Raw genomic sequence first — 24,356 nt, 5'->3', positions numbered from 1 at the left:
AGGACTATCTACAAATAAAAACGTTCCCCACCGAAGGCAGGGAACGCCTATGTCATAAACCGCGTGAATTTCGACGTCCTCTCGGTTTAATCAATCCGTATCCGGTAAAGGGTACGGCACATTTTAACAGATCATCGCTTCGCAGCGAATTAACCCGTAATGTTCAAAAATATGCAAAAAGGATTAAAACAATATCCTTCAATCCGATTTATTATGAAATGCTCATTTGTTCTCATTGCGGCCCAGCTTACTTTCATTAGTGTGCTGTTGGCTGGTAATGTGAAGAGTCAGGATCTTGATCATCATATCAGTCTGCGGCTGGAAAATGTTTCCGTTGCAGAGGGCCTCTCTGTGATCAGCAAACAAAGCAACATCAGGTTCTCTTTAAGAGAGCAGTCGATGCAAACCGTTAAAAAAACCGTAACGCTCATCAGGCCCAGCATTACTGTCAGAGCAGCTATCCAGTACCTCTTGGCAAACACCAGTTTACAATTTAAGCTGGTTGAGGGCTATGTGGTGGTTGACAGTAAGCCGGTGCCCATCATCATTAACGGAACGGTGAAAGATGCCGGCAATGGGGAAACCCTGATTGGTGTTGGCATTAGGGTAAAAGCTACCGGAACAGCAGTATCAACAGATATGAATGGCCGTTTCCGCATCAGCGTTCCTGAAGGCGGCGGAATTCTGGTGGTATCGTATATCGGATATCAGACCAGGGAAATTAAAGTAGATGCCAATACCAAAGAACTGAATATTGCCTTAAAGCCCAGTTCTACGCAACTGGGAGAGGTGATGGTCCAGGCACGAAGAAGGACAAATACAGAGGTAGCCGTGCTCGACGAGCGAAAAAAAGCCGCCATAGTACAGGATGCGATTTCTGCAGTTCAGATAGAACGTACGGCCAGCATCACTACCACGCAGGCCTTGCAGAGGGTGCCTGGGGTAACCATTACCGATGATAAATATGTAGCTATCCGGGGCCTGGGCGATAGAAGTGTAGTCGGACAACTCAACGGGGTGCGCCTGGCCTCGTCCGATCCGGATAGGAGTGCAATCCCTTTTGACCTGGTGCCGGCCTCGCTCCTGGATAATGTAACCATTTACAAAACCGTTACGCCCGATAAACCTGCAGATGCCGCGGCGGGTATTGTGGAACTGAAAACAAAGTCTGTACCCGACAGTACTGTAATTAACGTAATTGTTCAATCAGGTTTTAATTCCAATATCGGGATTGGGGGGCAATACAATAGCTTCTTCAATAGTGATATGGGCTTCCTGGGTGATAAGATCAATAATAAAAACCTGTCTCCCGATTTTTTAAACCTGGCCACCCAATATAAAGGAGGCTTAAACCAGATCCAGAACATGATTGCGAACAGCGGATATAGCCCGGCAGTAAAACAAGAGGTTGGCCGCATTAACGGGATTATGCAGGCTTTTGACCCGGTGCTGACCACCAGGTATAAGCAGGCTCCCTTAAACCAGTTGTATTCGGCAACTTTTGGCAACAGCTATACTTTGTTTAAAAAACATAAATTGGGCATAATTGCTGGTGGAAACTACTATCGCCGCACTACAGATATTGCCGGGGGCGATATCCAGCAATATAGCATTTATCAGGGCGTGGTAACGGGGAACCCGCAGGTTAGCAGCCCAAGAAACATACCCAATTACATTACCCCGAACAATTTGTACATGGGCAGGTACCAGACCTATAAGGAAAATACAGGTACTGAAACTTTGAATTATGGCGTGTTGGGTGGCATTACCTATCGTTTTGATGCACGCAACGAAATCAGCATGCAGTACCTGGGCAGCTGGGGCGGTGAAACGCAGGCTACCAATATGTACGGAGCCTATGAATATACCGGCTTGCCGGGAGAGGTAAAAAGTACCATTTATTCTTTAAAACAGTCCTATCGTCGCCTAAACACCTTCAATCTTCAGGGCGAGCACAAATTCCTGGAGTCGGAGTATTCACCTAAGCTGAGTTATAACATTTCCTCTTCCAAAGCAGGTCAGAATGATCCGGATTACCGTTTTGTAACTTTGGCCGATTATACGCCACGGGGTGGAGGTTATTACGACAAACCCACAACTGGCACCGGCAGCACCAATCCAGATCAGGTGTTCAGTTCACACCTATACGCCCTTTCTTCTGGCTATGTAAATGGCTTTGGGGCCTATGGAATTATTCAGGCCGAGCCTAACGGCCGTCGTTACAGGAACCTCGACGAGACCAATTACAACTATAAGGCAGACCTGTCTGTACCTTTTAAGTTATTCGGCCAAAAGCAGGAACTGAAGACAGGGGTAAACTACCTGAACCGCGACCGTGTATTTACAGAAAATGTGTTGTTTCTGCCGGGATCTAATTTTTCTTCCAACAAATCTTTGCCTTTGTACACGGTTTCCGGAAACCTGGATCGTCTGGTAAGCAATGAGATCATAGGGATTCACGCCCCAACGCCGGGCATGGGCGAGGGCGCAAGCCCGGTAGGAGGGTTTCTGTACAACAGTCAGAAATCACCAAATAATTACACCGGATTCTTTGAGACCAAGGCGGCCTATGCTATGCTGGATTTAAAAGTGACTAAAGATCTAAGGTTAACCGGCGGGGTCCGTTTCGAATCTACCAATATCCAGTCGGCCGTAGATACTGCCGGTGTATTCCTGGATCCGGCCCTGACTGCCCCGGGCACCAATATTCCGCTTACTTTAATGAGCCCTAATTCGGTTTATAAGCCGGGCTATAAACCCTACTATTCCTTAAACGCTACTTACAATCTGAAGGGAGACATGAATTTCAGGGCTGGGTTTAACACTACGCTGGCACGGCCAGAACTAAGGGAGATCACCAATGTATTTGAGTTTGATGCTTTCCAGATGGGACTGGTGGTTGGTAACCCCAACCTCATCAACCAGTACACCCAAAACCTTGATTTCAGGTGGGAGTGGTTTCCAAATAACGGAGAGGTGATAGCAGTGTCCCTGTTTGGTAAAAGAATTGAAAATCAGTTGTACAAGGTGTTTAGTTTAAAGACCAGCGGTTTGGCAGCTACTTATCCCGAATATCCGACCATAAGGTTTGAAAATGACCCGAATATCGGTAAAGTCTGGGGGGTGGAATTTGAAATTGTAAAAGACCTGGGCAGGGTTTGGGGGCCGCTCCGTAATTTCTTTGCCGGAACAAATTTGTTGCTGGCACAGAGCGATATCAAAAAATCACCGGAAAGACTGGAAGCCAACAGATCGCTTGACAGGCATACGCCTGATAACAGTCCTTTGTTTGAACAGGCCCCCTTCTCTATTAACGGCTGGATAAATTATGACAATAAAAGATCGGGTACCAGCCTTACAGGAACATTTAATATGGTTGGTGAACGGCTGATCCAGATTAATTTAACCGGTGAGCCCGACCTGTATACCCGTCCGGTACCCATGCTGGATTTTGTTTTCAGCCAGCGCATCACAAAGCGTGTAATTTTTAAGGGCTACGCCAAAAACATATTGAACCCGGCTATTGAAACCGTATATGCCAATCCGGGTACAGGAGGTAAATGGTATGGCAATAAATACCTGAACCGCAGTTATCAGCGCGGGGGGGAATTTATGATGGGGTTCACCTATAATTTGTATTAAAGATGAAGAAACTAAAGAAACACCTGCTGCAATGGCCATTGCTCATTGGCTTTTTGACCTTGCTTGGCTTGAGTGCCTGTAAAAAGGCAAAACAGGATTTTGAATACGATAACCGTATGATTACCGATGCCCGTAAAAATTCATCGCTGCGGATTGTAAACCTTGGTGGCTATGGGCAGGTGATAATGGATGGGGATACCCTGACCAGCACCAAATACCTTTTGCCCACTGATCCCATCAGCACAGTATTGCCGGGCACTAAATACTTTCCGGAAACCGGAGGTAAACTAGGCTCAACCTGGACTATACCCCAATCCCTTTTAAAGAACGGCAAAGCCCATCTTGTTACGGAGATAGGCGGCTTTGATGCCCCGGCCGATAAACTGACCATTGATTTGGAAGAAGAGGCAACCCAGGCAGCGGACTATTATCTGCTAACTACACCACGCATTGCTGGTGGGGTACCTGAATATCTGAAAGTTCCACGTTCCGTGTCTGCTCCTACAGATCCGACTAAATTTAAGGTCCGGCTGCTCAACCTTTCCTCCACTATTGAGGTAAGTGATATGGAAAACCTGGTAGGGCCCATGAGCCTTGCCTGGGCCGATGGTACAGCGGTAAATGACAGAACCAATAACATTTTACCTGGCAACTATTCAGAATACATAGAGTTGCCATACACTACCGCACAGTTAAAGGTGCTGACGCCTGGAGGCATACAGGTACCGGGAACAACCCGGATGCTGATTTTTCCGGCCACATCTACCCTTACTTCTGCACGTGGATGGCCACCTGAAGATACGCGCCTTACTTTTTCGGCATTTAAAAGTTTCGCCCCCGGAGGCGTTTACACCATCGTCATCGCGCCTTATAATTTTAAGGTCCCTTATATGATCGGTAACCCGGGCGAAGCAGTTTCAGGTTATCAGAATGCCATTACCATCATGAACGACATCAGCGAGCCGCTGAATGTGACTTATGCCAGGGTACAGGCCGTAAATGCCCTGCCCGGTATAAACGGGGTTAAGATCAGCATGAACGGAAATGCACTGGGCAATGCACTGGATTACACCGCGCATACAGATTATCAGAATTACATCACCGGTAATTATAGGATCGAAGCTAAAGATGCGAACGGAACGCTGCTGGCCAGTAACCAGCTGAAACTTGATGCCAATACCAATTTTACATTGTGGCTGCATCCTGATGCCAGTGGTAAGGTCAGTATCTCTGCGGTTGCGAACGACTTAAGCAGGGTGATTCCCGGGACCGACGCCACCGATGATGCCACTTATGTGCGTAATAAACTGGATTATCCTTTCAGCATCCGTTTTCTTAACCTATGTCCGGATATACCGTATGTTACCTTCACAAAAGATAACGGGCAGTCCTTTCTTTTTAGCTTTAACAGAAACCCTGCTGCCGTAAACAACCTCAGGCCAGGCATTTTCCCTACAGAAGCACCTTATGTACAAATTGATCCGGATAATGTACCCTATAAAATTATGGCTTTCCGTTCTGCGCCGGGGATCGTACCGGGAAGCTGGGCAAGTGATGTACCTGTGCTTACAGGCCGAAACCTGATAGCCAGGCCAGATTTATATGTAAGGGGCGGGTTGCCCAATCATGAGCCTGGTATTTATACCATCGCTTTGGTGGGCAGTACAAATGCGTTGGCACCTGCAGCCCAGAAGGCAAAGATGATTATCCTGAAACACACCAAATAAAGAAAAGCATTATGTTATCATCAAGAACAAAGAACATTCTATTTTGTGGCGCTATTGTGCTGCTGTGCTTTGCGGCAGGATGTGCCAAGGTAGAGTATAAAAAAATCGATGATCCGGCTTATCTGAGGGTTTTTAATAACCTGAACTATAAGATAGGGATTGACAATAAGGATGAGCAGCTTCCGTTTTTAACGATGCTCATCGATCCGGAAACGGACCAGAATGGCATGCCGGTAAGTGCTAAAATCAAAGGCGATTTTTTGGATAAGCGCGATCCTTATGCACCACCTTATCCTTCGCACGTTGGAAGCGGCACCACGGTAAACAATCCCGAATATCCCGGCAGGGAAAATGTGCTGGTAGGGCCCGTTTTAAATGGGTTCGATTTGAGCAGCTGGGCGCAAATCCCCTCTGGCAAGCACCGCATTGTTTTTATGTTCCGCCCAAAAAACACCATTCCGTTTTTCGATCTGGACCCAAAGTTGAAAAAGAACTTCCTGATTGATACCACGATGGTATTGGACAGTAAGGAAGTATATACGCTGCATGTATTGCAGAAAGACTTCCTTACCAAAAGAAATGGGATTTATTTAAGGAAAGAGAACTTCCATAAACTGCCTTTATCCGATTCTTCCATTTATGTTAATTTCTATAACATGAGTGCCAAAGGCTACTGGCAGGCAGACAACGATGCCAAAGGAGGCAATGAATATGGAATGGGGGCCATAGGAAACGGAATTAAAGACCAGATGAATATTTTTGTAACCCTGTACAAGAATAGAAGTGTTTCTTCACCTAAAATAACAGGTTACAATGGAAAATACCTGGGTAATCTGACCAGGAATTCTGATGTGCTGGAAGTGAGTCCCTATTACAGCTTTCCCTTATTTGCCGATGCAGCTGCAGGAGGGATTTTCACAGATATGTGGCAGCGTTTTGATTTCCTGGCACCGGGGATGGACATCCGAAATATTCCTTATGGCCCAACTGTAATGCAAACAGACGGAAACTGGGCATCCATGAATTGTTTAACACCCTACCCCAATTACAGGCAATGGAACGAAGTGGTACTGCCCAATATGGTGGTCAACATCCATTCCGGCAAATACAACCCGAGATCCTTTGCCACAGTAAATACCATTGAAATTGTGAACGGGCAAGTGTACCTCAGCACCATACAGCGTAAATATGCGCCCCCAATTTATTAATGGTTTAATCCAACAATCAGAACAATGAAATACGAATCATTAAAAAAATACCTGTACCTGCTATCGGTGTTGTGGTTACTGGTGTTAAGCTCCTGTAAGCACGATGACCTGCAGATTGATAAACCGAACGATAATTTCAGGCCGGGCTTCGACTTTGTAAAGAACAATTACGACCTCAGCTTATTTGCTGCGGCGATAGAGAAAACAGGAATAGGGCCGCAGTTAAACGGCTCAGGTCAGTTTACCATTTTAGCGCCCAGCAATGCTGCATTTAACGTTCTCGGAATCAATCGCCCGTCTGATTTTGATAAAATGAACCCCGATACCTTAAAATTCCTGGTGCAGCGCCATATTTTAGGTGAACGGATCATGCTAAAGGATATTCCTTTTAATGGGATAGACGTGCGCTACCGTACACTTGCCGGCACAGAACTGTATGCTTCCACCGTTACCAGGGATGGCAGCAATACCCTGTACTTTAACGGTTCACTGGCCAGCCGTAAAGATGTAACCTTGGCCAATGGTACATTGCATGTGCTGGACAGGGTAATGAAGTCGACCGCAAATACTACGGTACAGGGCTGGCTGGCTGCCAGGCCAGAGTATAGTATCCTTATAAGCGGGCTCAAGAAGTTTGGATTCTGGGAAGAACTGTCATCAGATGGGCCTTATACCATACTGGCCCCTAAAAACGCAGAATTTGAAGCCAAGGGGATGACTGCCGAAGTAATTGCCGGCTTAAATGTAAATAATTATCTCGGCGACCGCCTGTTTGGCTGCTATGTGATGAGAAAGAAGCACTTTTTCGTATCAGATTTTGTGGTGTTCAGCATCATGAACAACAATTCCTTTTACCATCACCCTGTGGCCAACGATACTTATATCATGACGATCACTGCCGGAAGGATCAACTTCGACAGCCTTTATGATCAGTCTATCGGTTATAATGTTGAAGTAAGGACCAATAAAAATTATCCTTATGACATTATTTCCGGGACAAGCGGCCGGAACCAGAAGGCGATAGATAACCTTACCGATAACGGCCTGGTACAGGACCTGCAGGGTGTACTGATCCTGCCTGAACAAGCCAGAAAGAACAATTAGATGACCTATAACATGAATAAGATGAATTTAAAATTAATTGCCATCTGCCTGTTATTTATAACGCTGGCATCTTGCAGAAAAGCTGAGTTTCAGCCTGAAGTAGAGGGCGAGCAGGTTCCTTCAGCAGATTTGACCATCACATTAAACGAAGTGCTGGAAAACTCGCCATATACCTTATTTAAAGCAGCCTGGAAACGCAGCAATATGAGCAGCATCCTGGAGAAAAGAGGGGACAATAGCCCTGTAACCCTGCTGGTGCCCAGCGATGCTGCGTTTATAGCCGATGGAATGACCTTAGAGGCCATCAACAATACAAGCCCGGCATTGCTGGACAGTTTATTGCTTTACCATACTTTATCGACAGCGGTTAACCCCAAGGATTTAAGTGAAAGAGGAGAAAATACGATTGGCATCAGCCTGCTCGAAAACAAGTATTTAAAAGTAAAGGGCTATGATAATGAATACCAGACCGATCCTTATTTCTACAGGCAATGCATTAATGTTGCAGGGAACGACCTGCTGATTAATGGCAAAAAAGCTGGAAACGCTGTGGTTACACTTGCAAAGAACGGGACTTTGTGGCCAATAGACCGGGTATTGAAGAAACCAGTAAAAACCATAATGCAGGCTTTGCAGGAAGATGGCCGCTTTGGGATGTATGTTGAAATCATGACCAAAACCGACCTGCTGTGGGAGGAATCGATGATGGGCTTTGCCCAGCGTACCCCCTTTACCGATGGGCTGGTGATTGGTAACAACTATCTTATTTTTAAATCCATACTTGCGCCTACGGATGAAGCCTTTCATCAGGCCGGCTTTAAAAACGTAGAAGATCTGATGACATTGAACAGGCGCAATGTGTTGCCTTACTTTGATTGGGATACTTTTGAGCCGGTAGGCAAAGGCTATGCTACGGATACCTTGCTAACCATGCACCGCTGGGGCAGGTTGCTTAAAGAACGGGATGGCTGGGGCCCCGGTGCAGACAACCCAGATAGCTTTTACTCCAACGATCTGAACAATAAGCTGCTCTCAGGCTATGCGCTCAGCACCTCGGGGTATTCCGGAACCATTCCGGTCATGTATATGCCATTTGATTTTGGTAAAAATGAAGCCGGACAGGTAACCCTTAAAGTCAAAGGATCTGCCCACCCAATAGCTACGGTTGTAGAAGGCGACATCAATACCTTAATGGGGCCTATACACGCGGTGAACCGTTTACTTCCGCCAAAGAATTTTAAATTCTGAAGGCCATCATCAGTTCATAAAGATCAATAAGAACATGAATCAATTACGAAGAATATCAATAAGTCCACTTGGCATTTTCCTTACACTTGTTAGCTACGGCATGGTTTTTAACGGCTGTAAAAAAGATGATGCCCTTAAGCTTGCCGGAAACAATAACATCAGCGCTATTATAGCAGATAATTTTAACCTTTCGGTTTACAATACGGCACTGATAAGAACCGGTCTGGCTAAAACTACAGATCAAGAAGGGCAGTTTACGGCCATTGCACCATCGGATGATGCTTTTAGAGATGCTGGCCTGGGAAATTCAACAACCATCCTGAGTATAGATCCTGCACGGATTTCGGCCATCATGAACTACCATATCCTGAACGGGGTTTACGAATTTAACAAATTGCCCTTCCTGTTTAACCAGGAAATCAGATCTGCCAACGGCGGTAAGCTGTTTGTAACGCACTGGGTAAAACGTGGCGATACCATTTTAACCATTAACGGTGCTAAGATCGTTTCAAAAAATATAAAGGCGGCCAATGGTTTAATTCAGGTAATAGACCGTGTGCTCGAACCCTACAGTCATGATCGGGTTACAGCGGCTATTGCATCCGACAGGGACCTGAGCCTGTTTCATCAGGCTTTGCAGCGGTCCGGTTTAACAGAAATATTAAATGGCAAGGGCCCTTACACCGTGTTTGCCCCAAATAATGCGGCCATGATAGCTGCCGGACTGCGTACTATAGAAGAAATCGATGGCATGGACCCTGCGGTATTGCAGGGCTTAATGCGCTATCATATTTTATCCGACCGCAGGTTTGTATACGATTATGTGCTCAGTTCGGGGGCGGCCAACCGTAGCGATCAGACCATGATAGACGGCAAATCTATCCAGGTGATCCTTAAGCCTAACCCACAGGTGGCTGGGGCATTTACGGGTATTGAATTGAAAGGAACCGGAAACACCTCGGTTATCCAGCTAACAAAACAGGATGTACTTACAGGTAATGGTGTAGTGCATACCATTGAAAGCCTGTTGAAAATTACACAGTAATTAAGATTTTAGAGATGACACTAAAAAATACAATTTACAAAATATGCTTACTCCTGTGTATGCTGCTGCCCATTGCTGCAGCAGGCCAGGAAACCAGCGGTACCTTAAATGGGAAAGTACTGGACGCCGCGGGTAGCCCTTTGCCAGGTGTATCCGTTACGGCAGTACACCAACCTTCGGGAACAAAATATGCCACAGCCACAGATAAGAACGGACATTATTATCTGCCCAATCTCCGTATCGGCGGACCTTATGCTGTGGAAGCCGCGATGATGAGTATGAAGAATGACAGGCGCGAAGGGATTTCTATCCGTTTGGGGGCTGCGGTGGTGTTAAACTTTGTTTTGAGCGATGAGGCCCGGGAATTGGCTGAAGTAGCCATTAAAGCCACAAAAAGGGGCGCACAAGCCAGTGCCTATGGCTCAGGGAAAAACATCAGTGCCGATCAGGTCCGCAATATGGCCACCGTATCGCGCAGCATTACCGATATTACCCGCTTGGTGCCGCAGGCCAGCAAAGACAACAGCTTTGGCGGGGCCAATTTCAGGTACAACAATGTTACCATTGATGGGGCCATTAATAATGATGCCATCGGCTTTAGTCCTTCCCTGGGCGGGCAATCTGGTACATCCGGAATGGCAGGGAGTTCAACCAGGACCAACCCTATATCCATTGATGCAATTGAAGATATGCAGGTTTACCTGGCCCCCTACGACGTGAAGATCGGCAACTTCACCGGAGGTTCAGTAAATGCGGTAACCCGGAGCGGAACCAATGCTTTAAGTGGCTCTGTTTATGGTTTTGGCCGCAATGCCGCGGTAACCGGTAAGGACAGGGTAGGCACATTGGGTAAGATGAACAGTGATTTTTATGATTACCAGACCGGTTTCCGGATAGGGTTCCCGATTATAAAAGACAAATTGTTCTTCTTTAGCAACGAGGAGATCACCCGCAGACAAGACCCCTCGCAATTGGTGGCAGGTATTGCCGAAACCAGCCATATTTTAAGCGTTAAAGATGCAGCAGACATTACTGCCGCTAATTTCTTTAATGCCGGAAACGCAGGTTTGTTTAATACTTATGCAAAGTCGGCCAAGTTTTTTAACCGGTTAGACTGGAACATTAACGACAGGCATCAGCTTGCGGTTAGAAACAATACAATCATCTCTGAAGCCTCACATATGGACCGGGACCAGCAGGATTTTAGGTTCAGCAGCATGGCTTTTCTGCAAAAGAACAACCAGAGTTCTACCGTAGCCGAGTTGAAAAGCCGGTTCAATAACCGTTTATCTGGTAATTTGCTGTTTGGTTTTACGGCTGTAAATGATTCCAGAAATCCTTTTGGTGACCCGAGCCTGCCACAGGTGCAGATTGCAGGCAGAACACCTGGTACCAGCATTTACCTGGGTACAGACCGCGAGGCCAGTATTTTTGATATGAAACAGCGTACGCTGGAACTCACAGCCAACCTGAACTGGAATATCGGCAAGCACACCCTTACCATAGGCACACATAATGAGTTTTATAACATTAGCTACGGCTTTGTAAATGCATGGAACGGAAGGGTAGATTATTTAAGTATTGAAGATTACCTGGGCAACAATCCTTACCGTGTACGTGGTGCATATCATTATGAGAACAATACACGCCCTTACCTGCAGCAGCATCCGGGCGCCAGGTTTAACATCACTTTGTACAGTGTGTACCTCCAGGATGAGATCCGCGTATCCGAAAAACTAAAAGTAATTCCCGGGCTGAGGGCAGATATGGCCTATCTGGGAGATACACCTGAACTGAGCGATAAGACCCGCACAGCAATGGCAGATCCTTTTTTTGGGAACACCTATACCTATACACCTTTAAGCCGCCTGGGCAACAAGTACCTGAATAAGGTACAGCTTTCACCAAGGCTGGGTTTCAGGTACGATTGGAATGGCGACCAGAGCCTGATCCTGCGCGGTGGTGCAGGGCTTTTTACAGGAAGGGTGCCTATGGCCTGGCTTGCGTATGCATTTTACAATAACGGAGATGCTTTTGGGGGTTTTGATCAGAAGGCTGATCAGAAACCTTTTGCACCCGGCAGTAACCCGCTTGCCGGAGGAGCAAACGGTATTGCTGATTTTATACGCGATAACGGTGCTGCAACCAATAACCGCAATAGCGGCAAAACACAGGTTGATTTAATAGACAATGGTTTTGTAATGCCCCAGGTGCTGCGTACAAGTTTAGGTTTAGACTATACCACCCTTAGCCAATGGAAATTTGGTTTGGAGGCCATTTATACCAAAAATATTAAAGACGTACTGTTTCAACAACTAAATGTACAGGATAACCCTACCTACTATGGCTATGATAAGGCACACCGGCAGCCTGTATACAGCGGTACGGTAGATCAGCGCTTTTCGAATACTTATCTGCTTAGCAATACCAGCAAGGGGTACCGTTACAGTTTAACGGCAAGCATCAGTAAAAATATTGCCAGTCAGCTGCAGGCTTCAATGTCTTATACCTATGGACAGTCAAAAGACCTTTCAAACGGAGTGCGTAACTCTATGGAATCGAACTGGCAGTTAAACCAGTCGCTGGTGCCCAATAACCCCACGCTGGCCAATAGTAATTTTGACATCAGGAACCGTATTGTAAGTTCTGTTAGTTACAATAAATTATGGAACAAGGCTGGAAAAACCAATGTCTCGTTGTTTGTAAGCGCGCAATCGGGCAGCCCTTTTACCTACGGGGTGGTTAACAACAGCATCCAGGGGCTGCCACAACAGGTAAGTCTGGCCTATATCCCTTACCAGGAGGAAGCCATCCGTTTTTTTCAGGATAATGCAGCGGCAACTGCCGCAGCGCAGGCCCTGGCCTTTAACGATTTTATTGATGCCGATAAATATTTAAGCCGCAAACGGGGCAGCTTTACAGAAAGAAACGAAGGACGCACGCCATGGAATGTACAGGCCGATTTGCATGTTTCGCATGATCTTTTTATTGGTTCAGGCAAAAAACATTACATCACCTTAACTGCCGATGTAATGAACCTGACCAATCTGATCAATAAAGACTGGGGCATTCAGTATTTCTCTCCAAATACTTTCAATTCTACCTCTAGTGTTGGTTTAACCCCGGTATTGTTTCCCCCATCTCAAAATCCGGGAGAATACCCACTGTACCAGTTTAAATCGCCGGGCAAGCCTTACAGCATCGATTATTATGGTTCAAGGACCCAGATGCAGCTGGGTGCCAGGTATACTTTTTAACGCTGCAGATCAAACGAAATATGACATACGATATGAGTTATTTAAGAAAATTCAACGCCGGGACGCAGCGCTGCCTCGGTATATTAGGCCTTTTTATCCTGCTGTTCGGTGCCTGTAAAAAGGATGAGATAGAAAGCGTTAAAGCGCCGCTTACAATTACAGATTATTACCCGAATAGCGGTGCCCAGGGTACACTGGTTACAGTAGAAGGTACTGGCTTCAGCAATAATACTGATGAAATATCGGCTACGTTTTCTGGAGTAAGTGCAGACATTGTAAGTGCAACCCCCACCGCCGTGGTAATGCGGGCGCCGGCTTCGGCAGCAAGCGGGGCTATAGCAATGAAGATAAAAGGGGAAAGCATTGGTGTTGGCAATTATACCTACCAGGAGCTGAGTGTACAAACCATCAGCCCGGCAAACGGGGCCGCAGGAACACATATCCGCATTACGGGAGCAGGCTTTAGCAGTACTACAGGCCCGGCAGAGGTATATGTAAACGGCAAAATCGCTGTGGTGGTGAGTGCAGCCGATAACCTGTTGGTTGCCGAAGTGCCGGAGGGCGCAGGTACGGGCCCCGTTACTGTTAAGGTAAATGGAAAGGAAGCTTCGGGGCAAACCTTTAAATTTCAGGTTATATCTGGAATTAAACCGGCAAGCGGAGGCAAAGGGACGCATGTAAAAATTTCTGGTGGTGGTTTTGACGAGGTTATCGCCGGCAATTATGTAGATTTTAATGGGAAGCCGGCATTGGTAACAGAAGTTACTGCCGATTACCTGATGGTGGTTGCCCCTGCCGATGTACAAACCGGTCCGGTGTCGGTTACCATAAACAATCAAAAGGCTACGGGCCCGGTATTTACGGTTGTCCCAATGCCGGTAATCCAATCCGTAACACCATTGAGCGGCCCTTCAGGCACCGAAATGACCATCTTAGGGTTAAACTTTAGCATACATCCGGATGAAAATAAGGTAACTATAAATGGGAAATACGCGGCTGTGGTTACAGCAACGCCTTTTAAGCTTACCTTAAATATTCCGGGCGGAACTGGCGACGGAAAGATCGTCCTGAATGTGAACGACCAGGTTGTACAGGGGCCAGACTTTAAAGACCAGAACCTGGGGATTGCAAAAATGAGCCCTGATAACGGGCTTGCAGGTACCGAGGTTACCATTACAGGTACTGGCTTTGGTACCACTCCTGCTGCCAACGTTGTAACATTTAACGGGGTAACGGCGCAGGTAGTTAGTGCAACAGCTACAAGCCTGGTGGTAATTGCGCCGCCAGCACTAACTTCTGGACCGGTTAAGGTCGCAAATGCAGGTCAAACGGCAATATCACCGGTCAGCTTTAACCGTGCCGGCGTGATGACCCTGGCTGGCGGACCAAATCAGGGAGGTCTGGATATTCGTGAGCGTGGTGCAAGTATTGCGGTAGATAGCCATGGGAACGTATTTGTGATGGAACTCAATAATAATGTGATCAAAAAGATTACCCCACAGGGCGTTGTTTCTGTATTTGCAGGCAGCCCGTCGCGGGAAACAGGCAATCAGAATGGAACCGGTACTGCGGCCCGGTTTAACTTTAGCTTTAACTCTGGTATGGTGATCGACCAGCAGGATATATTGTATGTTGCTGACGGCATGAACAACAGCATCCGGAAAATTAGCCCGGCCGGTGTGGTAAATACTTATGCAGTAAACCTTAATGCTCCGGGCAAGCTGGCTATTGACGACAACGGGATACTGTATGTGCAAACACAATACAGTCTTACCAGGGTAGATAAAACAGGGGTAAGATCTGTTGTGCCAGGTTTTTACGGAGCCAATGAGCAGGCCAGGCCAATTGTGATAGGCGATTACTTCTATTATACCGATAACGACAACCTTTACATCGGCCGTTTTAACCTTGCCACCGGAATAAATCAACGGACCTGGGCCGGTAATGGCGAATTTGGAAATTCTGATGGGCCTATCAGCCGCTCGATGCTGGGTACTCCAAGAGGCTTTATTTACGATGGAAAAGGTAATCTCTATTTTTCTGATGGTCTTAAACCAACCACAAGAAAGGTAGACATGATTTTAAATGAATTAACCACGATTTCCACACAACCTGCCAGAGGGTTTAAAGATGCGGGCTTAAACGAAGCACAGTTTTCTAGCAGAGACGATATGGCAATGGATAAAGAAGGAAATATCTATATCGTTGATCAGGGGAATAATGCAATCCGGAAAATGTTTTTAAAATAACAGTTTCAAGAGAAACCTTTCATCTTTGATGATGCTCAATTCCGGGCCGGCAGTAGCTGGCCCGGTTTTTTTATTTCTTTTTCCGGCCCTTTTCGGCAGCAATTTCTGCATCTTCCTTTACCCTGAATTTTGTCATTTCCGCTATCAAATCAAGCGGTAAAGGGCTATCATTTGGTATTTGAATAGCCGATTTGCTTGTTTTGTAAACGGAGAGTTCTTTTTTAAAAGCTTCGTATACCGGGGATGGGGGAATAGAAATGGAGATATGGTTGGTATAGGCCGAATAGAAAATGAGCATGCCATGTTTTTTGAAAGCTGGGATGCTGTAGCTGATCAATTCTTCAGCGTCGGGAGCTGCAGCTTTGATGGCCTGCCTGATCTGGGTTAGCCTGGATTGTATATTTTCCGGGAAATTGGCAATGTACTGGTCTACGGTAGTTGCCTTTGTTTTTTCTGCTGCCATGAGGTTATGCTTTTACGGTTTTATCAAATATCAGCTACATTATCCATATGTAAAAGGGGGAATAACGACAATCTGGAAGGGCGGTTACGGCAAATTACGGCTTCGGCCCTATCAGGGCTGGTGTGAACAGTTGTTGGAAGTAGTTGGAATGGAGCGTTTTATTTATAAAGTGTTCCTGATTTCGGTGACTATACGCAAACAGCACAACTGAACGTAAGGTTTAAGCTATCAATGGTTACTACATTTTTAAAGTAGCTTAAAGGGCTGATCAATGTAGGTTACAAGCAATTCAACAAGGGCATAACGCTGCAACTTCTTATCATTTGAAGAATGCTGTTACCGGAACAAGTTCGATCGATTATGCCATTGACTTTGAAAAGGCAAGGTTTAGTGACGGTGATTTGTTGGAGGTAATTGCGGTATAAGGGGTTTTCTATTGCCATGAGGTTATGTTTATTGTCGTAACTTGCGATGTACAATCATTAGCGTATGGAGATATTAAAATACACACCTTTATTCAGGGAAAAATGTATAGCACTTTTTGAAAGCAATATGCCCAGGTTCTTTGCGCCAGAGGAACTGCCACTTTTCATTGATTTCCTGGATAATGATATTGAAGACAATTACTATGTGGTTGAAAAGAATGCGGAGATTGTTGCTTGCGGAGGGATTTTCCTGGATAGGGAAACTGACGAGGCTGGCTTATCCTGGGGTATGGTACACATTGCAGAGCATAAAAACGGAATAGGTAAACTGCTGACGGTATATAGGATCAACCTGTTAAAGGAAATATATCCCGGCAAAGTTTATAAAGTAGATACCTCTCAGCATACGGAGGGCTTCTATCTGAAAAGAGGCTTCCAAACTATAGCTGTTGTTCCTGATGGCTTTGCCAAAGGCATCGATAAATATGTGATGAAGATGAATCTGGTTGGTCGAAAAATTTAAGGCGTTCGTCGAACGTATATACAAACTCGCATAAAAGGGAAAAAATAGCTGTAACGTTTTCCAGTTTGGGGAGACTTATTAGGGAAACAAATTAAAAAAACCTTAAAAGCCTTACAAATATGAAAACTTCAGTAAAAGCATTATTCGCAACAGCATTAACAGCAATCGTTTTATCAACTTCAGCATTCAGTGCCAATGCGGCAGAGCCAATACGCACCGAATTGAATTTACAACAACGAATCAACTTCAACAAAGTAGTGGTTAAGGGTAATGTGCAGGTAGAAGTTATTCAGTCTAACAAGCAAGGTGTTGTTGTATACGGAAAGTACGACAAAGCAGTAACCCGTATAGAAGCAAAAGGAGATAAACTTTTCATCAGCTCTAATGAAGATGAGCCATTGCACATGGTCGTATATATGAAAGACCTGCAAAGAATTGATGCTTCAAATGCAGCTTCGGTAACTACTAAAGGTAAATTCTCATTAAGCGTATTGCAGGTATTTCTAAAAGATACAGCAAAAGCCGATGTGATTGGTAATATTGGAAGCCTGTATACTTATGTAGAGGGCAATTCAACCCTTAAATTAAAAGGAACAGCTGCTGATCACAATATGTTCAAAGGCAGGATGAGCCAGGTTAAAATGGAAGGTCTGGCCGCTGTTAAAACTAAAATTACTGAGCTGGATACGGCTTTTGCCGCAAGCCGATAACCTGCAAATCGTTTTATCTTTCTAATTTGGAATGATTTTAAATATCAGTTGCCATTTCTGCTTTTTAATGAATCAGAAAGTAATTGGTTAAGTTTGAAAGAAAAACGATTATGTATCAGATTTTAAAAAGCGCACATTCAGGTTGGCGTTACCTGGTTTTAATTTTATTGGTAATTGCACTTATACAGGCCATTTCAGGTTGGTTGGGTAAAAAGCCATATACAGAAGGAAACAGAAAAATTAATCTCTTCACCTTAATATTTGTTCACACCCAGATTTTAATAGGATTGGTCTTGTATTTTATGAGCCCACTTGTAAAAGCAGGAATTGTTTACTGGAAAATGGAACACATAGGTATGATGATTTTTGCTGCAATTCTGGTAACAATAGGCAATGCAAGGTCTAAAAAAGGAAATGATCCGGCAGCCAGGCACCGTGCTGTAGCGCTTTATTTCGGACTTGCCCTGATAGTTATTGTGGCTGCCATTTTGAGGATGACAATGGTTGATCCATCACGTTCATTCCTTGGCATCTCATAAAAATTACAAATTTAATTTTGCTTTGTAAGATTTATTTATATTTTTGTGACATATGATTAACAATATACATACATGGCAATGGCGTAGCACTCTAAAAAAGAGTCTAGTCGTAGCTTTGTGTACCTTATAGTTTATCAACCTAAACCAAACCACATTAAAAACCCGACGTAGACCACACGTCGGGTTTTTTGTTTTTTATTGATTTTTTGAAAATATAGCCTGGAAAAGACCAGGGCAATGATGCATATGAACAATTATATAATTAATACCACTTATAAGAAAAGGCTTGCCGATACCACTACCCCGGTAAGTATTTATTTGCGGTTACGGGATGTGTTTCCGAATACCATCTTACTGGAAAGTTCCGACTATCATAGCCGGTCCAACTCCGTGAGTTATGTTTGTGCAGAGCCTGTAGCAGGAATAGCACTAAAAGATGGGCTGCTTACTACTTATTTTCCGGATGGACGGAAAGAAGAAAAGCAGGATTTTGTACTTACAAATGAAATTGATGCTTTTAAAGCCCAATTTAAACCATCTGTTGTAGCCGATACCAGGTACATATCGAGCGGGCTTTTTGGATATTTTACCTGGAACGCCGTGCAGCATTTTGAAGACATTAAATTTAGCTCGGTTGCGCCGGAAGACCAGCAGATCCCATTGATGCAATATCACATTTACAGGTACATCATTGCCATTGATCACTTTAAAAATGAGATCACCCTGTTCAAAAATACTTTTAACGGGGATGACAATGAAGATCTGGAAAAGCTGGAATACATTATCCAGAATAAAAACTTCCCGGAATACGATTTTAAAATAGATGGCGAAGAAGAGTCTAACCTAAGCAATGAAGGCTTTATGGAAATGGTGGAGCAAATGAAGAAGCACATTTTGCGTGGTGATGTATTCCAGATTGTACCATCAAGGGCATACAGCCAGGGCTTTTTAGGTGACGAGTTTAACGTTTACCGTTGCCTCCGTTCTATTAACCCATCGCCCTACCTGTTTTATTTTGACTATGGCAGCTTTAAGCTTTTTGGTTCCTCGCCGGAAGCGCAGATTACCATTAAAGACAATGTGGCCAATATTTTTCCTATTGCAGGAACATTTAAGCGCACCGGAAACGATGAGGAAGATGCAGAGCTGGCCAGAAAACTGGAGCAGGACCCTAAAGAAAGTGCTGAGCACGTAATGCTGGTAGACCTGGCCAGGAACGACCTGAGCAGGCACTGCAGCGGTGTCGAAGTTAAATCTTTCAAAGAAGTACAATATTATTCGCACCTCATCCACCTGGTGTCAAAAGTAAGCGGCAATCTGCAGCCCAATGTATCGGCTTTTAAAGTGGTTGCCGATACCTACCCGGCTGGCACCTTAAGCGGGGCGCCCAAATACAGGGCCATGCAGCTCATAGATGAGTACGAAGGTCTGGGGCGTAATTTTTATGCCGGTGCCATTGGTTACATGGGCTTTGACGATCAGTTTAACCATGCCATCATGATCAGGACCTTTATGAGCAAGAACAACCAGCTGCATTACAGGGCAGGAGCAGGTATAGTTGCCGACTCCGTAGCAATAAATGAGCTGAACGAAGTAAACAATAAAATTGCAGCCTTGCGTAAGGCAATACAAATGGCTACAGATATTTAAGACAATGGATAAGCAAATACAAAAGAAAGTACTGGTTATTGACAACTACGATTCCTTTACTTATAACCTGGTGCACCTGGTAAATGAGCTTGGGCGCGATGTAGAGGTATGGAGAAATGATAAATTTGATTTGGCTGATGTGGACCAGTATGATAAAATTATTTTATCGCCGGGGCCAGGTATCCCGGAAGAAGCGGGGTTGCTGCTCGATGTGATTAAAACTTATGCGGCAAGCAAGAGTATTTTTGGCGTTTGTTTGGGGCAGCAGGCCATTGCCGAAGCCTTCGGCGGAAAATTGCTAAATTTGGGGCGGCCGATGCATGGCATTGCCACACCAATTACTGTGCTGGACAAAACGGAAACACTATTTGCCGATTGTCCTGAGACGATAAATGTAGGACGTTACCACTCATGGGTTGTAAGCAACGAAGGCTTGCCCGATTGCTTTACCATAACTGCTACTGATGCTGATGCAGAAATTATGGCCCTGCGCCACAACGATTTCGATGTCCGCGGGGTTCAGTTTCACCCGGAGAGTGTACTGACAGAATATGGGAAACAAATGATGCAGAACTGGCTGGAGAATTAATTATGACTATTTTAGATAAAATTGTACTGCGTAAAAAAGAGGAAGTGGCCTTGGCCAAACAAGCGGTTTCTATACAACAACTGGAAGCCGGCCTGCACTTTAAACGCGATCCCTATATATTTAAAGATTTTTTGCTGGATGAGCAGCGTACAGGCATTATTGCGGAGTTCAAAAGACGATCACCGTCAAAAGGGATCATCAACGACCAGGTAAAGGTAGCCGATGTAACTCAGGCTTATGCCGCGGCGGGCGCATCGGCCCTGTCGGTACTTACCGATGTAGATTTTTTTGGCGGCCATACCAATGACCTGCTGGAAGCCAGGGCGGCAAATGAAATCCCGGTGCTGAGAAAGGACTTTATGATCGATGAATATCAGGTGGTAGAGGCCAAAGCTTTGGGTGCTGATATTATTTTGCTGATTGCTGCAATTCTGACACCCGAGGAGATCAGAAATCTGTCTGCTGTAGCCAAAAACCTTGGCCTGAATGTATTGCTTGAAGTACACAACCAGCAGGAGCTGGAACGTAGCATATGTAAAGATTTGGATGCTATTGGCGTAAATAACCGTAACCTGGCCGATTTTACAGTAAACATCCAGACTTCTTTCGACCTGGTAAACCAGATACCGGATAACTTTATGAAGATCTCTGAAAGTGCCATAAGTGCAGTTGAAACGATTAAAGACCTGAAAACCGCAGGCTTCAATGGCTTCCTGATAGGGGAAAACTTCATGAAAACAGCAAACCCCGGCCAGGCCATGCGGGATTTTGCCGGGCAATTGATCTCGGTATAACTTTTGTATCTTTGTACCTTACATGGGAAAAAAGAAATTTTATGATACTGCGCTGAAGCAGGAACGGGCGGTACTTGTAGGGGTAGTCAGGCCAGGAGAGAAACCAGAGGAAACCAGGGAATACCTGGATGAGCTGGCTTTTCTGGTAGATACCGCAGGTGGTTTGGTGGAGCATGAATTTACCCAGAAAATGCTGAAGCCAGACCGTGCCACTTTTGTGGGTACGGGAAAGCTGGAAGAAATACAGGCCTATGTAAAATCGGAAGAGATAGATATGGTTGTTTTTGACGACGAACTATCACCTTCGCAATTAAGAAATATTGAAAGGGAGCTGCAGGTTAAGATATTGGACCGCAGTAACCTGATCCTTGATATTTTTGCCGGCAGGGCACAAACTGCGCAGGCCAAAACCCAGGTGGAACTGGCCCAGCTGCAATACCTGCTGCCCAGGTTAACCCGTTTATGGACCCACCTGGAGCGCCAGAAGGGGGGAATCGGGATGCGTGGTCCGGGTGAAACCCAGATTGAGAGCGATAGAAGGATGATCCTGGAAAAAATATCACTTTTAAAGTCGCGATTGAAACAGATTGACCGTCAAAATGAAACACAGCGTAAAAACCGCGGGCAACTGATCCGTGTAGCGCTTGTGGGTTATACCAACGTTGGTAAATCTACCATCATGAACATGCTGTCTAAATCTGATGTGTTTGCAGAGAATAAGCTTTTTGCCACATTGGATACCACAGTACGCAAAGTTGTGATCGAAAACCTGCCATTTTTGCTGTCAGATACCGTTGGGTTTATCCGCAAACTACCTCACCATTTGGTAGAGTGTTTTAAATCGACCCTGGATGAGGTGCGCGAAGCCGACATCCTGATCCATGTGGTGGATGTTTCGCATCCGAATTTTGAAGATCAGATCCATGTGGTTAATGAAACCCTGAAAGACCTTGGGGCAAGGGATAAGGAAACCATTATGGTGTTCAATAAAATTGATGCCTATGTGAGTCCGGAGCCCTACCATGAAGAAGAAGAAAGGGCAGTACTTACCCTAGAAGATTTTAAAAAGAGCTGGATGGGATCAGAAAATGCGCCTGCCATCTTCATTTCTGCCCTTCACAAAGAGAATTTAGAAGAATTTAAACAGTTGCTGTACGATAAAGTGGTGGCATTGCACACCGCACGTTATCCCTACGATAAACTGTTGTATTAATTAATGCTGTTAAAGTAGAAAGAGAAAATTATGGAAAGTAAACGTCAACAGAAATTTGCCGGAATTATACAGGAAGAGTTAGCCGCTATTTTTCAGCGCGAAGGCGCCGCATATTTGCCGAACACCCTGGTAACCATTACCAAGGTGCGTGTTTCTCCGGATCTTGCGGTTGCAAAGGTTTACCTGAGCTTTTTAAATACAAACAATACCACATTATCGGTTGCGGAGGTAAACTCACATGCCGGCGAGATCAGGTATAAGCTTGGTGCAAGAATCCGCCACCAGGCCCGTGTAATCCCTACGCTTACCTTCTTTGTAGACGATACAAATGAATATGTGGAGCATATGGACAGGCTGTTTGATAAGATTTCGAAAGACCGTAAAGAAAACGACGGAAATTCGTAAATTAGGGTATGACAAAGATCCTGGGTTTCGCATTTTTTATGCTGTGTGCACTTGGTTTAAGTGCCCAGCCTGTTGTAAAAGGCGGACTGGAAGCTTTTGTTACAGCCAATAATGTGTACCCCCAGTATTCCCTTCAAAACTGCATACAAGGCACAGTAACCATCAGCTTTAAGCTTAACAAAGATGGCTTTGTGTACTATTCAAAGATCAGATCAGGTATCGGAACTGATCTGGATGATGAAGCTTTAAGACTGATCAGGCTGAGCAGCGGAAAGTGGATTGTACCCAAAAACCACGATACCACCGTATCTCTGATTGCACCAATAAAGTTTACCCTGTCGGGCTATAACTGCGAAAATAAAAATCCGGAGGAGATCAAAAGGGCCATTGCGCTTTACCGCTCTAACCAGGGGCTTGCCAGTACCATTCAGAATTTTTACAGGAACAAGGAAAAAGGCACCTATAAAAAAGCTGAGGAAGCCAGGATTATAGCCTTGCGCACAGAGTTGGGTTATGACGATGAATATTTTCAGGAGCGCATCAAAGACGGGCTTAAAAAACTGAAACAGAAAGACAAGCAGGGGGCCTGTGAGGACTTTCTGTTTGTAAAATATATGGGCTCCGATCTGGCAGATGAAATGCTGGAGAAATACTGCCGTTAAGTAGCAGCTTATGCATTGGTGATGATGCAGATGGCCGTCGGAAGCAGATTCGCTTTTATGCTGTTTACCTTGCCAATATATTCTCCGTCTACCTGGAAATGGGCCTTATGCCTGGTTTTTATACTCAGGTCTTTTGTTTGAAAAGATTCAATATTTTTAGGGTTAAAGGGCAGGTTGGTAAACCTGAGTTTTAATATCTCCATCACCGAATACTCTTTCACCAATATCACCTCAAAGAGGTCGTCATCCAGTTTTCCCTCCGGGTTGATCTTAACACCGGTGCCATACATGGTGGCATTGGCAACTACCACCATTGCTGCCTTTGCACGGATAGTTTTGTCTTTAATTTGAAACTCAACTTCCATTTTGTAATGCTTCCATAGTGCCTGCCATGCTGCTTTTGCATAGGCCAGCATTCCCCGCTGGGGCAGGGCATCAAATTTTTTAACCAGGTGGGCATTAAATCCAATATCGGCAAGGTGTATGCACAGTTCACCATTTACATTAATGGCATGGATCTTTTTGATATTGCCGTTTATGGCCATGTCCAGGGCCTCGGGGATCGCAGTTGGAATGCCCAGTTCTTTAGCCATCCCATTGGCAGAACCTGCCGGGATGATCCCAATGGGCGTATCTGTTTGCAGCACACATTCCGATACCAGCTTAAGGGTGCCATCGCCACCCACAGCAATCACCCTATCCGCTTTTGCAGTTTCAATTGCCTTTTTGATCTGCGATATGGCGCAGTTCTCTGGCAGCTCATAAATCTCAAAATCTTCCTCGCGGTCAGCAAAATAGTCGCCAATCACCTCGGTGAAATTAATCTGGCCGCTTCCCGATCCGGGATTAACAATAAACAGTAATTTTAAATTTGAAGTACGCTCGCCCATCGGTAAATATCTA

The 24,356-nt window shown here is 45.1% G+C and carries 20 protein-coding genes; 18 read left to right on the top strand and 2 right to left on the bottom strand.

All coding sequences use genetic code 11. The features are described from left to right. Positions 1 to 213 precede the first annotated feature (213 nt). From ABIE26_RS14365 to ABIE26_RS14330, 8 genes are read left to right on the top strand one after another with little or no spacing between them, the layout of a single operon-like run. Entirely contained in the window at positions 214 to 3,642 is a 3,429-nt protein-coding gene (locus ABIE26_RS14365) for a carboxypeptidase-like regulatory domain-containing protein (RefSeq protein WP_310141877.1), read from the top strand. 2 nt (positions 3,643 to 3,644) lie between these two features. Next, positions 3,645 to 5,369, top strand: coding sequence for a DUF4397 domain-containing protein (locus ABIE26_RS14360; protein WP_310141879.1), 1,725 nt, complete (start codon positions 3,645 to 3,647; stop codon positions 5,367 to 5,369). 11 nt (positions 5,370 to 5,380) lie between these two features. Continuing rightward, positions 5,381 to 6,577, top strand: coding sequence for a hypothetical protein (locus tag ABIE26_RS14355; RefSeq protein ID WP_310141881.1), 1,197 nt, complete (start codon positions 5,381 to 5,383; stop codon positions 6,575 to 6,577). Between the two features lie 24 nt (positions 6,578 to 6,601). Continuing rightward, on the top strand, positions 6,602 to 7,681 hold the full coding sequence (locus tag ABIE26_RS14350) for a fasciclin domain-containing protein (RefSeq protein ID WP_310141883.1): 1,080 nt from the start codon (positions 6,602 to 6,604) through the stop codon (positions 7,679 to 7,681). Between the two features lie 21 nt (positions 7,682 to 7,702). Next, on the top strand, positions 7,703 to 8,929 hold the full coding sequence (locus tag ABIE26_RS14345) for a fasciclin domain-containing protein (RefSeq protein WP_310141886.1): 1,227 nt from the start codon (positions 7,703 to 7,705) through the stop codon (positions 8,927 to 8,929). Positions 8,930 to 8,963: 34 nt separating this feature from the next. Then, a complete protein-coding gene (locus tag ABIE26_RS14340) occupies positions 8,964 to 9,974 on the top strand; it encodes a fasciclin domain-containing protein (RefSeq protein ID WP_310141889.1) in 1,011 nt (336 codons plus the stop codon). Positions 9,975 to 9,988: 14 nt separating this feature from the next. Further along, positions 9,989 to 13,231 (top strand): TonB-dependent receptor, encoded by a 3,243-nt coding sequence (locus ABIE26_RS14335; RefSeq protein ID WP_310141892.1) that lies wholly within the window; start codon positions 9,989 to 9,991, stop codon positions 13,229 to 13,231. Between the two features lie 32 nt (positions 13,232 to 13,263). After that, positions 13,264 to 15,480 carry an IPT/TIG domain-containing protein gene (locus tag ABIE26_RS14330; protein ID WP_310141895.1) on the top strand — a complete coding sequence of 739 codons (2,217 nt, stop codon included), beginning with the start codon at positions 13,264 to 13,266 and terminating at the stop codon, positions 15,478 to 15,480. A 70-nt stretch (positions 15,481 to 15,550) separates the two neighbouring features. On the opposite strand, the gene ABIE26_RS14325 is transcribed toward ABIE26_RS14330, so the two are convergent. Next, on the bottom strand, positions 15,551 to 15,943 hold the full coding sequence (locus tag ABIE26_RS14325) for an iron chaperone (protein WP_310141896.1): 393 nt from the start codon (positions 15,941 to 15,943) through the stop codon (positions 15,551 to 15,553). Between the two features lie 323 nt (positions 15,944 to 16,266). Here ABIE26_RS14325 and ABIE26_RS14320 point away from each other — a divergent pair, with 323 nt between their 5' ends. From ABIE26_RS14320 to ABIE26_RS14275, 10 genes are all read left to right on the top strand, one after another. Beyond that, complete coding sequence (locus tag ABIE26_RS14320) at positions 16,267 to 16,368, top strand: hypothetical protein (protein WP_310141899.1); 102 nt, start codon at positions 16,267 to 16,269, stop codon at positions 16,366 to 16,368. A gap of 64 nt (positions 16,369 to 16,432) precedes the next feature. Then, complete coding sequence (locus ABIE26_RS14315; RefSeq protein ID WP_310141902.1) at positions 16,433 to 16,891, top strand: GNAT family N-acetyltransferase; 459 nt, start codon at positions 16,433 to 16,435, stop codon at positions 16,889 to 16,891. A gap of 119 nt (positions 16,892 to 17,010) precedes the next feature. Further along, the gene (locus ABIE26_RS14310) at positions 17,011 to 17,601 is read left to right on the top strand and encodes a GIN domain-containing protein (protein WP_310141905.1); all 591 of its coding nucleotides are present in this window, start codon (positions 17,011 to 17,013) and stop codon (positions 17,599 to 17,601) included. A gap of 110 nt (positions 17,602 to 17,711) precedes the next feature. Next, a complete protein-coding gene (locus ABIE26_RS14305; protein WP_310141908.1) occupies positions 17,712 to 18,140 on the top strand; it encodes a cytochrome B in 429 nt (142 codons plus the stop codon). Between the two features lie 246 nt (positions 18,141 to 18,386). Next, on the top strand, positions 18,387 to 19,790 hold the full coding sequence (locus tag ABIE26_RS14300) for an anthranilate synthase component I family protein (RefSeq protein WP_409035669.1): 1,404 nt from the start codon (positions 18,387 to 18,389) through the stop codon (positions 19,788 to 19,790). A 4-nt stretch (positions 19,791 to 19,794) separates the two neighbouring features. Beyond that, positions 19,795 to 20,379 carry an anthranilate synthase component II gene (locus tag ABIE26_RS14295; RefSeq protein WP_310141912.1) on the top strand — a complete coding sequence of 195 codons (585 nt, stop codon included), beginning with the start codon at positions 19,795 to 19,797 and terminating at the stop codon, positions 20,377 to 20,379. 2 nt (positions 20,380 to 20,381) lie between these two features. Beyond that, positions 20,382 to 21,173, top strand: coding sequence for an indole-3-glycerol phosphate synthase TrpC (trpC, locus tag ABIE26_RS14290; protein ID WP_310141914.1), 792 nt, complete (start codon positions 20,382 to 20,384; stop codon positions 21,171 to 21,173). 22 nt (positions 21,174 to 21,195) lie between these two features. Then, the gene (gene hflX, locus ABIE26_RS14285) at positions 21,196 to 22,386 is read left to right on the top strand and encodes a GTPase HflX (protein WP_310141916.1); all 1,191 of its coding nucleotides are present in this window, start codon (positions 21,196 to 21,198) and stop codon (positions 22,384 to 22,386) included. A 30-nt stretch (positions 22,387 to 22,416) separates the two neighbouring features. After that, positions 22,417 to 22,791 carry a 30S ribosome-binding factor RbfA gene (gene rbfA / locus ABIE26_RS14280; RefSeq protein WP_310141918.1) on the top strand — a complete coding sequence of 125 codons (375 nt, stop codon included), beginning with the start codon at positions 22,417 to 22,419 and terminating at the stop codon, positions 22,789 to 22,791. A gap of 8 nt (positions 22,792 to 22,799) precedes the next feature. Continuing rightward, positions 22,800 to 23,453: a TonB family protein gene (locus tag ABIE26_RS14275; RefSeq protein WP_310141920.1), complete on the top strand. Its 654-nt coding sequence runs from the start codon at positions 22,800 to 22,802 to the stop codon at positions 23,451 to 23,453. Between the two features lie 8 nt (positions 23,454 to 23,461). Here ABIE26_RS14275 and ABIE26_RS14270 read toward each other — a convergent pair whose 3' ends face one another. Then, entirely contained in the window at positions 23,462 to 24,343 is an 882-nt protein-coding gene (locus tag ABIE26_RS14270; RefSeq protein ID WP_310141924.1) for a diacylglycerol/lipid kinase family protein, read from the bottom strand. Positions 24,344 to 24,356 lie beyond the last annotated feature (13 nt).

Origin of the sequence: Pedobacter africanus (genome assembly GCF_040548825.1) — a bacterium.
Lineage (GTDB): Bacteria > Bacteroidota > Bacteroidia > Sphingobacteriales > Sphingobacteriaceae > Pedobacter > Pedobacter africanus_A.
The sequence above is the reverse complement of the archived record's forward strand: the minus strand, read 5'-3'. Positions and strand labels throughout refer to the sequence as shown.